Origin of the sequence: Pedobacter sp. Bi27, assembly GCF_918698255.1 — a bacterium.
GTDB lineage: Bacteria > Bacteroidota > Bacteroidia > Sphingobacteriales > Sphingobacteriaceae > Pedobacter.
The window spans coordinates 215,641-232,066 of record NZ_CAKKMW010000003.1 but is presented as its reverse complement, the minus strand read 5'-3'; the positions used below and the strand labels follow the sequence as shown (position 1 = coordinate 232,066).

14 protein-coding genes are annotated in these 16,426 nt (G+C 37.9%); 4 read left to right on the top strand and 10 right to left on the bottom strand.

Annotated features, from left to right (window positions below; genetic code table 11):
* Nucleotides 1–19: 19 nt before the first annotated feature.
* From atpG to LQ227_RS11095, 8 genes are all read right to left on the bottom strand, one after another.
* Nucleotides 20–904 (bottom strand): ATP synthase F1 subunit gamma, encoded by an 885-nt coding sequence (atpG, locus tag LQ227_RS11130; protein WP_230149385.1) that lies wholly within the window; start codon nt 902–904, stop codon nt 20–22.
* Between the two features lie 87 nt (nt 905–991).
* Nucleotides 992–2,566 carry a F0F1 ATP synthase subunit alpha gene (gene atpA, locus LQ227_RS11125; RefSeq protein ID WP_029279568.1) on the bottom strand — a complete coding sequence of 525 codons (1,575 nt, stop codon included), beginning with the start codon at nt 2,564–2,566 and terminating at the stop codon, nt 992–994.
* A 141-nt stretch (nt 2,567–2,707) separates the two neighbouring features.
* Nucleotides 2,708–3,247 carry an ATP synthase F1 subunit delta gene (gene atpH / locus LQ227_RS11120; RefSeq protein WP_230144430.1) on the bottom strand — a complete coding sequence of 180 codons (540 nt, stop codon included), beginning with the start codon at nt 3,245–3,247 and terminating at the stop codon, nt 2,708–2,710.
* A gap of 61 nt (nt 3,248–3,308) precedes the next feature.
* Nucleotides 3,309–3,803 carry a F0F1 ATP synthase subunit B gene (locus tag LQ227_RS11115; RefSeq protein ID WP_057931912.1) on the bottom strand — a complete coding sequence of 165 codons (495 nt, stop codon included), beginning with the start codon at nt 3,801–3,803 and terminating at the stop codon, nt 3,309–3,311.
* An 88-nt stretch (nt 3,804–3,891) separates the two neighbouring features.
* Nucleotides 3,892–4,107: an ATP synthase F0 subunit C gene (gene atpE, locus LQ227_RS11110; RefSeq protein WP_056087863.1), complete on the bottom strand. Its 216-nt coding sequence runs from the start codon at nt 4,105–4,107 to the stop codon at nt 3,892–3,894.
* A 41-nt stretch (nt 4,108–4,148) separates the two neighbouring features.
* Entirely contained in the window at nt 4,149–5,279 is a 1,131-nt protein-coding gene (gene atpB, locus LQ227_RS11105) for a F0F1 ATP synthase subunit A (RefSeq protein ID WP_230144429.1), read from the bottom strand.
* A 14-nt stretch (nt 5,280–5,293) separates the two neighbouring features.
* Complete coding sequence (locus tag LQ227_RS11100) at nt 5,294–5,683, bottom strand: hypothetical protein (RefSeq protein ID WP_230144428.1); 390 nt, start codon at nt 5,681–5,683, stop codon at nt 5,294–5,296.
* A 293-nt stretch (nt 5,684–5,976) separates the two neighbouring features.
* The gene (locus LQ227_RS11095) at nt 5,977–6,201 is read right to left on the bottom strand and encodes an AtpZ/AtpI family protein (RefSeq protein WP_230144427.1); all 225 of its coding nucleotides are present in this window, start codon (nt 6,199–6,201) and stop codon (nt 5,977–5,979) included.
* A 110-nt stretch (nt 6,202–6,311) separates the two neighbouring features.
* Here LQ227_RS11095 and LQ227_RS11090 point away from each other — a divergent pair, with 110 nt between their 5' ends.
* The 4 genes from LQ227_RS11090 (at nt 6,312) to uvrC (ending at nt 13,722) form a co-directional block, all read left to right on the top strand.
* Nucleotides 6,312–9,077: a gliding motility protein gene (locus LQ227_RS11090; RefSeq protein ID WP_230149383.1), complete on the top strand. Its 2,766-nt coding sequence runs from the start codon at nt 6,312–6,314 to the stop codon at nt 9,075–9,077.
* 105 nt (nt 9,078–9,182) lie between these two features.
* On the top strand, nt 9,183–11,402 hold the full coding sequence (locus LQ227_RS11085; RefSeq protein ID WP_230144425.1) for a transglycosylase domain-containing protein: 2,220 nt from the start codon (nt 9,183–9,185) through the stop codon (nt 11,400–11,402).
* Between the two features lie 245 nt (nt 11,403–11,647).
* A complete protein-coding gene (locus LQ227_RS11080; RefSeq protein ID WP_230149381.1) occupies nt 11,648–11,812 on the top strand; it encodes a hypothetical protein in 165 nt (54 codons plus the stop codon).
* A gap of 107 nt (nt 11,813–11,919) precedes the next feature.
* On the top strand, nt 11,920–13,722 hold the full coding sequence (gene uvrC / locus LQ227_RS11075; RefSeq protein WP_230144423.1) for an excinuclease ABC subunit UvrC: 1,803 nt from the start codon (nt 11,920–11,922) through the stop codon (nt 13,720–13,722).
* A 217-nt stretch (nt 13,723–13,939) separates the two neighbouring features.
* On the opposite strand, the gene gldN is transcribed toward uvrC, so the two are convergent.
* Nucleotides 13,940–14,854, bottom strand: coding sequence for a gliding motility protein GldN (gldN, locus tag LQ227_RS11070; RefSeq protein ID WP_230144422.1), 915 nt, complete (start codon nt 14,852–14,854; stop codon nt 13,940–13,942).
* Nucleotides 14,855–14,861: 7 nt separating this feature from the next.
* Nucleotides 14,862–16,394 (bottom strand): gliding motility protein GldM, encoded by a 1,533-nt coding sequence (gene gldM, locus LQ227_RS11065; RefSeq protein ID WP_230144421.1) that lies wholly within the window; start codon nt 16,392–16,394, stop codon nt 14,862–14,864.
* Nucleotides 16,395–16,426 lie beyond the last annotated feature (32 nt).

Here is a 16,426-nt window from a genome sequence, read left to right as displayed (position 1 = left end):
CCCAACCCCAAACTACATGTTATCCGTTCAATGCTGCTGCACCACTCACAATCTCAGTTAACTCAGTTGTAATTGCTGCCTGGCGAGCCTGGTTGTATGAAAGTTTTAAGGCTTTCAATAATTCTCCAGCATTTTCAGTTGCTTTATCCATTGATGTCATACGTGCACCGTGCTCAGAAGCGTGAGAATCTAAAACGGCTTTGTATAACTGAATTTTAACTGATTTAGGAATCAACTGTCCTACAATCTCTTCTTGCGAAGGCTCTAGAATGTAATCAACATTGGTCGTTTTACTTTCAACCTTTGTTTCTTCCGCTTTTGGTAAAGGCAACAATTGCTCAGTTGTAATAAACTGAACCGCTGCATTTTTAAAACGATTGTAAACAACCTCCACTTTATCGAACTCACCTTTAATAAAACCGGCCATAATCGTATCGGTAATTTTGGTTACGTTTTCGAAAGTTAAAGCAGCGTATACTTCGTTATTATTACCAATTACGTTATAATTACGTTTTTCGTAAAAATCCTGGGTTTTCTTACCGATAGAAATAATGCTTACATTACCGTTTTTCAACTGTTCGCTATATTTCTCAGCAATTAAATTGTTGGCCGCTTTAATCACGTTCATGTTAAAAGCACCAGCCAAACCACGGTTTGATGATACTGTTACAATTAAAACCTTATTAGGTTCACGCTCTTGTATAAAAGGCGATGAAGACCCTTCTAAACTTGCTGATAGATTACCTAAAATCTCTTTCAGTTTAGTCGCATAAGGACGTAAAGCGATAATTGCATTGGTAGCACGTTTCAACTTAGCTGCCGAAACCATTTTCATAGCCTTGGTAATTTGCTGCGTTGATTGTACCGATGCAATCCGGTTTCTTACTTCTTTTAAATTAGCCATTTTTTAAGTATCGAGTATTAAGTATCAAGTATCAAGATAGGTGAACAAACCCAATCTTGATACTTGATACCCGCTACTTGTATCTAATTAGTATTTACTTGAAATCTCTTTTGCTACTGTATCTAAAACACCTGTAATGGTATCATCAAATTTACCAGCTTTTAATGCCGCTAAAGTTTCTGGATGACGTAGTTCCAATTGCGTTAAATATTCAGTTTCGAATTCTTTTACTTTATCAACTGGTACACTACGCATTAAGTTTTTAGTACCTGCATAAACAATAGCTACCTGTTTTTCAACTGTAAAAGGGGTAAACTGAGCTTGTTTTAACATTTGTACGTTACGTGCACCTTTATCTAAAACCGATTTCGTTGCAGCATCTAAATCAGAACCGAATTTAGAGAAAGCCTCTAGTTCGCGGTATTGAGCCTGATCCAATTTTAAAGTACCTGCTACTTTTTTCATCGATTTGATCTGCGCATTACCACCTACACGTGATACCGAAATACCTACGTTAATTGCCGGACGGATACCTGAGTTGAACAAGTTCGACTCTAAGAAAATCTGACCATCAGTAATCGAAATTACGTTGGTTGGGATATATGCTGATACGTCACCTGCCTGAGTTTCGATAATCGGTAAAGCTGTTAATGAACCACCACCTTTAACGATATGTTTGATCGATTCAGGTAAATCATTCATCGCTTTTGCGATATCATCGTTAGAATTGATTTTCGCAGCTCTTTCTAACAAACGACTGTGTAAGTAGAAAACGTCACCTGGATAAGCTTCACGGCCCGGTGGACGACGAAGTAATAAAGATACCTCACGGTAAGCTACAGCTTGTTTAGATAAATCATCATAAACGATTAAAGCTGGTCTGCCAGTATCGCGGAAAAACTCACCAATTGCAGCACCTGCAAACGGCGCATAGAACTGCATTGGAGCAGGATCTGCAGCCGAAGCAGCAACAACAACTGTATATGGTAAAGCGCCGTTTTCTTCCAATGTACGTACAATGTTAGCTACAGTAGAGTTTTTCTGACCGATAGCAACATAAATACAGAACACAGGCTGGCCTGCTTCATAAAATTCTTTTTGGTTGATAATAGTATCGATACAAACGGCAGTTTTACCAATCTGACGGTCGCCAATAACCAACTCGCGTTGACCACGACCGATTGGAATCATCGCATCAATTGCTTTAATACCGGTTTGTAAAGGCTCATTTACCGGCTGACGATAAATTACACCTGGTGCTTTACGCTCTAAAGGCATTTCGTAAGTTTCACCTAAGATTGGACCTTTACCATCTAAAGGCTCACCTAAAGTGTTCACTACGCGGCCAAGCATACCTTCACCAACTTTAATAGAGGCAATTTTTTTGGTACGTTTAATCGTATCACCTTCTTTGATCTCATCTGAAGCACCTAAAAGTACCACACCAACGTTATCTTCTTCAAGGTTTAATACGATCCCTTGTAGGCCGTTTGCAAATTCAACTAATTCTCCCGATTGAACTTTAGTTAAACCGTAAACACGGGCAATACCGTCGCCCACTTGCAACACGGTACCAACTTCTTCCAGTTCGGTTTCTGATTTGAAGCCCGCCAATTGCTGTCTGATAATTGCCGATACTTCGTCTGGTCTTACCTCTACCATAATTTTACTTTATATCTTTTTGTAAATGTTTAGTGCTTAGCGCATGGCGCTTGGCATTTATTCGCCATCCGCTTATCGCAATACTTTTTTGTTTGGCATTTGGCGCATGGCGTTTTCCGCTATACGTTTATCGCCTCGCGCTTACTGCGCAAATTCTTTTCTTAGTTTACTTAAACCGCTGGCAATACTTGCATCAAATTGCTTATCACCAACTTTTAATATAAAACCACCAATTAATTTTTCGTTAATTTTTTCGTTAACAATAACCTGGTTGGCGTTTAATTCTCTTTTAACAATCGCAATAATCTGCTCTTTAGCTGCAGGGCTTAAAGCACTTGCAGTAGTTACATCAGCAGTAACAATACCCTTAATTAAGTTATATTGTTGAACGAACTGTTTAGCAGTGGCAAATAAAATCGCCGAACGGCCTTTGTTTACCACAATCTTAAAAAACGAGATGGTTAGCTTGCTTACTTTATCAGCAAAAATACCGTTCAAAATACCCGTCTTTTTATCTAAAGGTACAATCGGGTTTTTTAATATTGCTTCTAGTTCAGGGGTTTCATCAACCACTTTCTCAAACAAAACCATATCATTATAAGAATCCTCTAACGCGTTGTTTTCAACGGCTAAGTCTATTAATGATTTGGCGTATCTGCTTGCAACTTTAATTTCTGACATATCTTTTGGGTTGGCGTTTAGCGGTTAGCGTTTAGTACGCCCGTCGCTTTACGCAATACGCTTAGTTTAATTCAACGTCTTTTAACAAGTTAGCTACTAAAGTTTCTTGTTTTGCTTTATCATCCAATTGGGTACGTAAAACACGTTCTGCAATTTCCAATGATAATGAAGAAACCTGGTCTTTAACTTCAGCTAAAGCTGCTTTCTTTTGGTTCTCGATTTCGATTTTAGCTTTCTCGATCAGTTTAGCACCTTCAACCTGGGCTTGTTTTTTAGCTTCGTTTAAAATACCATCCTTTAAAGTTTTAGCTTCCTTTAAAATCTCATCACGTTCTGCGCGAGCCTGTTGCATCAAATCTTGATTTTGGCTGGTTAAACGAGCCATTTCTTGTTTGGCTAATTCAGCTTTGTTAAGTGCCTCATCAATGCTTTGCTCACGTTCGTGAATAGCACCTAAAATAGGTTTCCATGCAAATTTTCTAAGTAATATCAATAAGCAGATGAACGATATTCCAGTCCAAAAAATTAATCCTATGCTTGGGGTTACTAAATCCATTTTATCTAATTTTTTTAATCTTAATCTCTTTAATAAGATTGGGTAAATAACCAATCGTTAAATACCCAACCTAATTTTTTCAGGTGAATTACTGAGGGTTGTTTCCTAATAATGCAACTACCACACCGAATAAAGCAGCACCCTCGATAAGGGCAGCAGCGATAATCATTGCAGTCTGAATTTTTGATGCAGCTTCTGGTTGACGAGCAATACCTTCCATTGCTTTACCACCTACTTGACCGATACCGATACCTGCACCGATTACTGCTAAACCGGCACCAATTGCCGCGATTGAACCTACCATAACTAATTTATTTATATTAATTTGTAAAAAATAGTTTTCTATTAATGATGCTCCTCTACTGCCATACCAATAAACAAGGCAGTTAATAATGTAAAAATAAAGGCTTGTAAAAATGCCACCAGCAATTCTAACACATCCATAAATATTACGAATGCCACTGAAACAGGAGAAATCCAAGCCGTTTCGAAAATAAATATTAAGGAAATTAAACTTAATACGATAATGTGACCAGCTGTAATGTTTGCGAACAAACGAATCATTAAAGCGAAAGGTTTAGAAATGATACCAATTAATTCAACAGGAATCATAATCGGATATAACCACCAAGGCACATCAGGTGTTAAAATGTGTTTCCAGTAATATTTATTACCGTTGATATTAACAATAATCATAGTACCCAATGCCATCACAAAAGTCAAGGCAATGTTACCGGTTACGTTAGCACCACCTGGAAAAATCGGAATCAATCCCAACAAGTTGTTAAACCAGATAAAGAAAAATACGGTTAACAGGTAAGGCATAAATTTAGCATACTTATGACCGATGTTTGGCTTAGCAATATCATCCCTTACAAAAACAATGATCGGTTCGATTAAAGACTGTAAACCTTTTGGTGCCTTACCAACGCGTTTTTTATACGCCCTAGCGACTGAAATGAATACAATTAAAATAATCAAAATCGCCACGAACATCGCAGCAACGTTTTTAGTAATTGAGAAATCTAAAACAGACTTACTTGCTTCTTCATCGATTTTTCCATCAGCACCAACTACCTTTATATGATCTTCTTCTAAACGATAATTATTGTATTTACCGTTATAATCATGCTCTCCATGATGGAAGTTACCAGAAGAGAAAACCTCCAAACCGTTAGCAGTATATAAAATTACTGGAAGAGGCAATGAAGTATGCCCCCAAAGATGCCACATATGCGAATCGGCAATGTGTTCCATAATTACCTTAGTTGGCTCGAATTTTTCTTCACCATGTTTAGCAGCGCCATGCTCACCAGAAACTGCTTCGGCAGATCCGGCTACAACACTATCAACAGGAACAACAGCGCTATCAACCTGAGCGAAAGTATCAATTTTGATAGATAAAAACGCGATTAAAAGCGTAAAAACAACAATTAGTCTTTTAACTTTCGACACAAAAACTTGGTTACAATCCATTTATTGGCAGTTTTTTACTTTAAATTTTGGTGGCGCAAGTTACGTAACAAACAGTAAATTTCAAAGGCCGTAAACAATAAATATAAAGAAAAAAAATTAAGCAGAAATATTAGCCCAATCCCCTTCGCTTTTATACTGTAAATCAACACAAAAGCCATACAAAAAATCATCTTCACTGCAATTGATCCCATAATTGCCATAATACCCACTTCAGGATCACGTTTTATACCGATATCAACAAGCATATAGGCTACATAAGTTATGCCGGCCAAAAAGCCAAACATCACCCAAAAGTTATTTACAAACAATTGTTGATCAGGAAATACGACAGGTAAAACGGCAATTACACCTATTAAAAGGCCTACAAAAATGAAATAGATACTGGTAAATTTGGCTAGCGTCAATGTATAATTTCTTAGCAGATAAAAACTTTTGCAAAGATAAGGTTTTTAGTATCATTAAGTAGTGTGGGAGATAATTATTATGAAGGTTGGTTAAATGTTCAAATTGATTAATCGGTTAACTGAAGCAAACAGCAAATTGTTCTATTGCTTAATTGTTTTAAATTGGTTAATTAGTTAAGCGAAACAAAACTTCTAATTTAAATTGTTTTATAGTAACTGCTGATGGCAAACTGTCGCTTGAAAACCGAGAATTGCCTACTGAAAACTGCCTACTGGAAACCGTCAACTGAAACTTACGGCTTAGTGGCCTGCCTAATGGCCTGGTATAATGCAATCCCCACCCCTGCCAAAGCAAAAGCAGCCGTAATTAAATTAGTTTTGCTGTTTCTGTGCTCATCAATCTTATAGCCAATAAAAGTGAGCAGGCCAATGGTAGCAATCATCTGGAAGCCAATAGCAGAATATTTAGTGGCCGCATTTACCTTTTTCTTTGTATCTTCTTCTTTCGGATTTTCCATTTTTTAATGCAATAATTAAATTAACTTTGAATAATTAAAATTTGTTGCTAAATAAAATATTTTTCTACATATATTGTTTATTGTATATCCACCTAAGAGATTTATCATACTTGAAAAATTACGCTAACAAAAACTTAAATCCCTTCTTCATCTTTTTTAGTGTCCTCCTTATTTATGGCTGTGTCGCAAATAAAGATACAGCAGTAGATCGCAGGTTTCAAAACTTAACGGCAAGGTATAACTATATCTACAACTCCAATGTTTTACTAACTGAGTACAATGAGAGCCTACTACAAAGTTATGCCGATAATTATGAAAAAACACTGCCTGTTTACCTCGATCCTGAGCCACAGGTAAATCTGGTGCTTACACCAGGGGTTGCCAATAAACAGCTCGATGACGTTATTGCCAAAGGACAAACTGTTATAAACGATAAAAGTTTTAGTAATTATATTGATGATGCCTATATGCTTTTGGGCAAAGCAAATTATTTAAAAGGCAATTATTTTATCGCATCAGAATATTTCGATTATACGGCAAAAACCTATAACAGCGATTTAAAAACATTCATTATGGCCATGAACTGGAAAGCCCGTAGCCAAATGCAACTGAACAATATGGTACTTGCCGATAAAATTATTGATACCATGTTGCGTGCTTCTGATGAGTTAAAAAAAGATCTGGCAGAGCCATTGGCAACTGCTGCCCAGATGCGTATTTATCAAAAACGCAATAAAGAAGCTATTCTTTTTTTAGAATCGGCAATTGCCCTTCCGGCCGAAAAACAGCTGCGTATACGCTGGCGCTTTATCCTTGCCCAATTGCAGGAGAAAGAGAAAAATCTTCAGGATGCTTATGCCAATTTTACCAAGGTTGAAAAAAGCAACGCTCCATTTGAAATGTATTTTCACGCCAATTTAAACCGCATTAAACTAAGAGCATTGCTCAGTGGCGTAAAACTGAATAAGGAAGAACAGCTGCTTGCTTTGTTAAAAGATGATAAGAATTTCGATTATACCGATCAGATTTATTATCAGGTTGGAGAGCTCTTTTCTGCAGAAGGAAACTTTGTAAAAGCTGAAGAGAGCTACCACAAATCAGTTGCAAAAAGCACCAGGAACCAAACTCAAAAGGCCTTATCCTATTTAAGGATTGCCGACTTAAATTTTAAGGCGTTTAACAACTACATTAAAGCAAAACTGTATTACGATAGTACGGTGATGATTTTACCTAAAAACTTCCCTGATTACGACAACATTGTTAAAAAGGCCGATAACCTGAAATATTTAACGGATAGGTATACCATTATTGCAAAGGAAGATACCGCCCAGGCTATTGCCAAACTTCCTGCAGGCGAGCGCGAGGCTAAGGTTAAAGCCTATTTAACACCTAAAGTTGAAGTGAGCAATACTGGAGGGGTAATCAGTAATCAATATTTAAATGATCCTGACTTCCCAAATCGATCGTTAAATGCTTCGAATAATACTGCGGGGAACACCTTTTATTTTAATAACAATGCTGCAATAAGCAATGGTTTCGGCGATTTCAAAAAACGCTGGGGCAACAGACAGCTGGAAGATAACTGGCGTCAAAGCATCCGTTCATCGGCACAGGAAACCAATCAGGTTTTGGCAGGTGGGAATGTAGCTACCGGAATCGCGCCTGCAAATGGAGAAACGAATCAAACGGCTGTAGACCAAACCACATTAGAAAAACAGTTTTTGGATGGTTTGCCAACCACTCCCGCATTATTGGCTACCTCCGATCAAAAAATCATTGATGCTTATTTCGAAATCGCCAGCTTCTATCAACAAGAGCTAAACGACAAAGCAGAAGCAAATAAGATTTACCTGGAACTGATTAAAAGATATCCGGATAATAACCATTTAGTTGCCATTTACTACAGTTTACATCTAAATTACAAGGGTGTTGATGAAGTAAAATCAGATCAGTATAAACAATTGGTGCTCACTAAGTTCCCTGAATCTAATTTTGCAAAGAATATTTTAGATCCATCGTACTCGGCCAAACAAACAGAAATGGAAAACATTGCCATTAACAATTATAATGTGGCCTTTAATGCTTACGCGAAAAAAGATTATCCAGGGGTAGTGAAACAGGCGGATGATAACATTACGGCTTTTCCTAACAATGATTTAGCACCACAGTATGCCTATTTAAAAGCAATTGCTGTTGGCCGCACCGCTAAGGTTGATGCGCTGCTTACTGAATTTAATTTGATTACCACGCTTTATCCAAACGATAAAATTATTACCCCATTGGTCCGCGATCATTTAAAATATATTGAGGCAAATTTGGAAGAGTTTAAACAACGGCCACTTGCCCTTATCGATTTTGATCCAAATGCGCCACGTTTTGTAAGTCAGGCTACACCAATTGCCGTTCCAACAAAACCTTTAGTAACTGATAATGCCACTGTTAAAACAGCAGAGCCTACCACTGTATCTAAACCTGCTGAGGTTAAACCGGCCGATCCTACCAAACCGGCGAGCATTTTTAGTACAGCTAAATCAGAAGAGTATTATTATGTGATCGACGTTGCCGACGCAACTTTAACCTTAAGTTCCTCACGTTTTGGAATAGGGCAGTTTAACCGTGGCAATTACCCCGATAATGATTTGGAACATAAATTGGTAGAGTTAGATAATGATCAGCTGATTTACATTACGAGTTTTATCGATCTTGAAGACGCCAAAATTTACGAATCAAGCATTACAGGCCAGTTAAAGAACATTATGAAAGTTCCAGCCAACTTATATAAAGGCTTTATCATCAGCAAAGAAAACTTCGAAAAGCTAACAGACCGCTCGCGCATTGACGAGTATCTGGAGTTTTTAAAAGACAATTACAAATAAGTAATATGGTTTAAGCTGGTGGAGAAAAATCTATTCTATAAAAAATTAATAAATTTGCATCCAAAATCTTCTATTCTGGAGATGATTGGAAAATAACAACACAAAATGAACAAGTCCCTTTCTGCACAAGAAACAAAAAGATATAGTTTAGTCATCTGGAAATTACTGATCGGGGGAATTGCCCTGTTTGCTATTTTCATTTCGATGGTAGGCTTGGGCCTTTTTGGTGCATTACCTTCTTTCAGGGATATCGAACATCCAAAAAGCAACCAGGCTTCAGAAATTATTGCCGAGGATGGCCGGCCATTAGGCACCTATTTTGTTCAAAACAGATCGAATGTTACTTATAAAGATATTTCCGAAAATGTAATCAACGGGCTGATCGCGACAGAAGATACCCGTTTTAAAGAACACTCGGGCATAGATTTCAAACGTACCTTCACCATTATCGGTTATAATTTAATCGGTAAAAAACAAGGTGCAAGTACCATTACACAGCAATTGGCTAAAAATCTTTTTCCCAGAGAATCGAACTTAAATTTTTTCTCGCTGGTGTTAACCAAGTTTAAAGAGTGGATTGTTGCCGTTAAATTGGAACGCAACTATACCAAGGAAGAAATTATTACCATGTATTTAAACACAGTTGATTTTGGTAACCAGGCTTATGGCATAAAATCGGCAGCCAGGGTTTACTTTAACACTACCCCTGATAAACTTACTTTAACAGAGGCTGCAACGCTTGTAGGGATGCAAAAAGGGATAACCATGTACTCGCCAACCCGCCACCCCGAACGATCAAGAGACCGCAGAAATACCGTAATGGCCATGATGGTCAAATCGGAACTCTTAACCCAGCAAGAATTTGACGAACAAAAAGAAAAGCCCTTAAACCTGCATTTTAATGCGGCAACCGTTAACGATGGTATTGCACCATATTTCCGTTCGGTACTTAAGAATGATATTAAAAACATTTTTCAGGAACAGTCGATTACCAAACCCGATGGCACACCTTACGATTTAGACCGCGATGGTTTGAAAATTTATACCACATTAAATTATGATATGCAGGTATATGCCGAAGAGGCGCAAAAAGAATATATGAAGATCTTACAGGCGCAGTTTATCGCCAGCTGGAAAGGCAGAAACCCTTTTAAGGATAAAGCTTTACAGATTGAACAGGGGATTAAAAGATCAGACCGTTATAAATCCTTAAAACTAGAAGGTAAAACAGACGATGAAATTAAAAATGATTTTAATACCAAAACAGAAATGAGCATTTTTACCTGGAAGGGTAATATTGATACGGTAATGAAACCGATCGACTCGGTACGTTATTACAAAATGTTGCTGCGTAATGCGATGATGACGATGGATCCGACCAATGGTCATGTAAAAGCATGGGTTGGGGGGATTAATTACGAACATTTTAAATACGATCAGGTTAAAATGGGGACCAGACAAGTGGGTTCGACAGCAAAACCGTTCACTTATGCCGTAGCAATTGAAAATGGTTATTCTCCTTGTTACACTGTGCCAAATGTACCAGTAACGATAGATGGCTATGGAGAACCATGGACGCCAAGAAATTCGGGTAAACCACTGCCAGGCAGCATTACTTTACAAAAAGCTCTGGCTTATTCACAAAACTTTGTTACCGCTTATTTAATGAAACAGGTCGGTCCTGTGGCCGTATCTACATTAGCTACTAAAATGGGCATTCCTAATGTTCCGGCATTTCCATCTATTTGTTTGGGGACATTCGATTCATCAATTTTTAATATGGTTGGGGCTTATGGCGCTTTTGCAAACAAAGGAACCTATACCAAACCAATTTATTTGTTAAGAATTGAAGATAAAAATGGGGTGGTATTATTTTCACAAAAGGAAATACCAAAACCGATCATGAGCGAAGAGGTGGCTTATGTAATGACCAGAATGTTAAAAGGTGTAGTAACTAACGGAACCGGATCGAGGCTGAATTATAAATACAAAGTAAACGCACCTATCGGAGCTAAAACGGGTACTACCCAAAATAACTCAGATGGTTGGTTTATGGCCATTACTCCTCAATTGGTGACAGGTATATGGACTGGCTGCGAAGATAGGGCATTCCACTTTATCAGTACCAACCAGGGTGAAGGTGCTAATACGGCTTTGCCAATTTTTGCAGGTTTTATCAAAAGAGTATACGCCAATCCGGCCTTAAAAATTAGCCATGCTGATTTTGAGGCACCAAAATCTGGTGTTTCGATTACCTACGATTGCAACCAATATCAACAACAGGAAGAAGGCGCAACCGAATTGGATGAGAAGTTGGGATTTTAGACACTATTTACAACCAAAAGTTTTCTCCTAAATTTTAGGGGATAAACATTAAATTTGTAATAGAAAATTGTAATTGCATTTTAGGGAGTGTTCTTCAAATATTTGAGAGGTAAAATCGTCACCCTGAATTCATTTCAGTGTCTATTTTGCATAAAAGATGCTGAAATAAATTCAGCATGACGATCGCTCTGCATAAAGGAGTTAAAAATTAAGCATTATAAACAAGTACTAATAGAACTTAGGTTATGAAATTACAGAACATTAAAATTGTTTCTTCGCAAGACGATCTTAAACCTAATATCCTAAAAGGGAATAAATCACTTAATCCTAAAGAACTTTTCGGTATTTGGAAAAACAATCCCAAAAACCTTAAAGACATAAGGAGTGGATCTTGGGATTTCAAAAACTGATATTATTGAAGCAACCGCAATTGTTTACTTACGACAAAAAAGACTTCGATTTCATACCTAATATTATTCTCTATTAAAATCACCTAATTTTGCTCCATTAATCCCTCATGAGCAGTTTCGACCATAAAACAGCATTAACAGCTATTCCACATAAACCCGGTGTTTACCAATATTGGGACGCTGATGGAAAGCTCATGTATATTGGAAAGGCGAAAGACCTGCGCAACCGTGTAGGTTCTTATTTTAATAGCGACAGAAACCAGTTTAATGGCAAAACAAGGGTACTCGTTTCCAAAATCCGCAAAATTACATTCACCATTGTTGATACCGAGATTGATGCCTGGTTACTCGAAAATAGCTTAATCAAAAAACATCAGCCAAAATTTAACATAAACCTAAAGGACGACAAAACCTATCCCTGGATTATTGTTAAAAACGAGAATTATCCCCGTATTTACTGGACAAGGAAAGTGATTAAAGATGGCTCTACCTATTTTGGCCCTTATGGATCAATAGGCATGATGCATACTATTTTGGATCTGATTAAAGAAACGTATCCCCTACGTACCTGCAGCTTACCATTAACAGAAAAAAATATAGCTGAAGGGAAATTTAAAGTTTGCCTGGAATATCAAATTGGCAACTGTAAAGGCCCTTGTCAGAATTACCAGACCGAAACCGACTACGATAAAAATATAGGTGAAATTAAAGAGATCCTGAATGGCAAAATCGGAAATGTAATCCGGGATGTTAAAGGAATTATCAAATCGGCATCAGAAAACCTGAACTTCGAACTGGCGCATCAATATGCAAGGAGATTAGAGGTACTGGAGAAATACCAGAGTAAATCTACTGTGGTAAATAGCGCCATTACCAATGTTGATGTGGTGAGTATTGCATCGGACGAACGTTATGCTTTTGTAAATTACCTGAAGGTGATGAACGGAACCATTATCCAGACGCAGACCATCGAGGTTAAAAAGCAGTTGGACGAGAGTGACGATGAGATTTTAACATTGGCCATGTTAGAGTTCAGAACGAAGTTCAGCAGCACCTCCAAAGAGATTATTGTTCCTTTTGAGCCTTCGTTAGAGGATGAAAGTTTAAAATTTACTGTACCTAAGCTCGGCGAGAAGAAAAAACTCCTGGAGCTTTCGCAAAAGAATGTTTTGTTTTTCAAAAAAGAGAAACTTAATCAATACGAAAAATTAAATCCCGATTTACGCACCGATCGTATTTTATCTACGATGCAGAAAGACCTGCGTTTAACCCAGCTTCCAAAACATATAGAATGCTTTGATAACTCCAACTTTCAGGGTAAATACCCGGTTTCTGCGATTGTTGTTTTTAAAGACGCTAAACCATCGAAAAAAGACTACCGCCATTTTAACGTGAAAACGGTAGAGGGTCCTAACGATTTCGCGACCATGGAAGAAGCGGTTTTCCGTCGTTACAGGAGGATGCTGGATGAAAACCAGACGTTGCCTCAGCTCATCATCATTGATGGCGGTAAGGGGCAGCTTTCGTCGGCTGTAAAGAGTTTAAAGTTATTGGGTATAGAAAACAAAGTTACCGTAATTGGTATTGCCAAACGTTTGGAAGAACTGTTCTATCCTGGCGATTCCTATCCATTGTATCTGGATAAAAAATCGGAAACCTTAAAAGTGATCCAACAGCTCCGTGATGAGGCCCACCGCTTTGGGATTACCTTCCACCGCAAGAAACGCGATCAAGGGACACTGAAAACAGAACTGGAGCAGATTGAAGGTATCGGCAAAACTACCGCAGATAAACTGTTAACCCATTTCAAATCGGTTAAAAAAATTAAAGAGGCTACCGAAAAAGAACTGGCAGAGGTGCTGAATAAAAAACAGATGATTACCCTTCAGGCCTATTTCAAACAGGAATAGCTATTTCAACCCAGATTCTCTTTGAGGAGGAATTAGGATTTCTCCTCCGAAGGAGTTCCTTTGGAACACTACGATCGAAATGACGACCAATTTATAGAACCTGTCATAGCCAATAAGATGCCTCATTCTACCTTTCTTACCAGCGCTTCTGTTTTCAATGACAATATGACGTTTAACAAAAAAGGCTCCGATTTATCATCGAAGCCTTTTAATAAGGTTAATATTCCCAAAGACCTTGTTCGTAATCAAGAACAGATTTTTTAATCCTTTCTGATTCGTACAACCTTTCTCTAGGATCGGTAATAATATCTCTGATCTTATTGTCGCCAGGATTTGATTCTTTTACAATATAGCTGCTGAATAAGCGGCGGATAAAGAAATCATCGAAGCTTAATGCTGAAGCATCGTTATTGGTATTGATTAAACGTTTCTTCGTTAAAATCTCTCTAGCTTCTGGATAATACACCCAAAATACCGGTTGCCATTGTTTAGAAACCTCATTGTATTTTAATGGCGCAATACCTACAATACGCGGTTCAAAAACAGAACGTTTGGTATCGAAAATCCAGTCTTCTTTAATTCTGAATTTCAAGAATAACTCTGGATTAAAATCATTAACTACAGTAGTAACCGTTCCGGTTTTGTTGTTCGAAACCTCTGCTGTTCCTAAAGCCGATTTGGAAGCAGAATCTGCCGACATTGGATTAAGAAAAGCATCATCTTCGTTCAATGCACTATCTATTGGTGAGTACGCGGTTAGTTCGTCTTTCTTAATTGCGGCAATTAATACATCAATTAGGCGTGATTTAGGCGATTTTAAGGCTGAGTTAACCGTATCACGTAAGTCAATTTCTCTCCAGATCCGTTTTGCATAAAAAACATCCTCTTCCCTCACATCAGCCAAAGGAACCATTTCAGTACTGTCAATGTCCTTACGGGCATAAAAACCATCTTTAGGTGGTACCTTAAGTTTCTTTTTAGCTGTTTTAACAGGGGCTTTCACTGTATCTGCCACAGGGGGTGCGGCTACTACTGGTGCAGCTTTCTTTGGTGCTAACTTGGTTGGCTTTTTTTGTGCAAAAGCAAACGAGGTTAACAAAACTAAAATAGCAATACTTAAAATCCTTTTCATCTTCTTCTTATTTTACACTAAACGCTAATGAAGGCAAAATTCTTTGACGACCATCTGGCCCTACAGAAACAATATCTTCAAAAAACACCCTTGTACCAGGCGTAATTGAGTTTATTGCACCCTTAACTGCGCCTGCGAAACTTCCACCACTACCTGCAATGGTAACAGCATCAGAACGAGGTTTTATAATGGTTAACTTATAACGTTGTATTTTAAACTTAACATCGAAAGGAAAATCATCCAGATCTGCTTCAATTTCAGTTTCGCTTTTTAGCTGTACTGAAGCTACATCACCTCCAGCGCGGCCACCAACCTTAGCCACCGGAGCAGGGATAGCTTTAACCCTGAATTTTTGTGAGCCTAAGCTAACTGTTTTACCAGCGTTATTTGCAGATACATTAATGGATACTTCCTGGCCAACCATACTTCCTGGAACGTTAACATTATAATTTCCGTTAGCACCAGACATTGAACCTCCTGAAATGGAAGCACGAACACTCTCTAATGGAAAACCTGCTGCCGATACCGTAAATGGATTCGGAATACCTGCATAAATTACATTCAACTTTGTTGAAGAAACAGATGCTGAAGGTTTCGCTACCTGATAAGTTTGTGGTTGGGTTTTATATTCTTTTACCTGACCATCGGTTTGGCGAACACGAACAGTACCTACCCAGGTAAACTGGCCAACACTACTTGTACCACCACTATAAGTTCCTTTACCATCTTTAACGGATAATTTACTTCCATTAACGGTAATATCAGGAGTTGATCTCGAATCGCTGGCTGTTAAAAATACCTCAGCAGTATACGGCTGACCTTGGATTACGTAAGAAGTAGGTGCTACTGCAACTGCTGCAAACTGATCCAGATTAACCTGTGCTTTATCCATATTTCCGAACAATTTCTTAACTATCTCTGCTTCAGCATTTTTAGTATCTGTTTGCAGTTTGGTTAAAATCGTCATTGCAGCAGTTAATGGCGTTCCCTCACCAAAATATGTTTCCTGCCAGTTTCCTTTTCTTTTTCTTACAGGATCTTTAGCTTCGAGAGAGAATGAAACATTCGCTCTATCAGCCGGGTCTAACAAAGAGATTAATTTTTCGCGTGTGGCGTTAATTCTCTTTTTCAACTCATCTGCTTTCTTTTGATTAATCATGATATTCTGTGCAATATCCTGATTTGATCTATTTACCAAATCTTCAGTTTCCGGATCGATTCCATCACCTGCCTGGGTAAATTCTTTTTTAATGCTTTCAATATAATTATTCAAATCATCAGCCGCCTTCTGTGCCTGTTTTGCCTTATCGTAAATTGGCTGTGCACGTGCTGGCTCTTCTTTCAACTTCGAATTTTCGAAGGCAGAAAATAACTGATTAATACTTGTATTTACATTGTTTTTAGAAGTATCCAAACTATCGTTGATATTTTTGAATGCATCTAAAATGGTATCTGATACGTTTAAGGCGAGCATAGCCAACAATACCAAATACATGATATTGATCATCCGCTGCCTTGTTGTTTCTTTTCCGCCTGCCATGTTTGATGTAGCTTTTCCTTTAAAAATTAAAA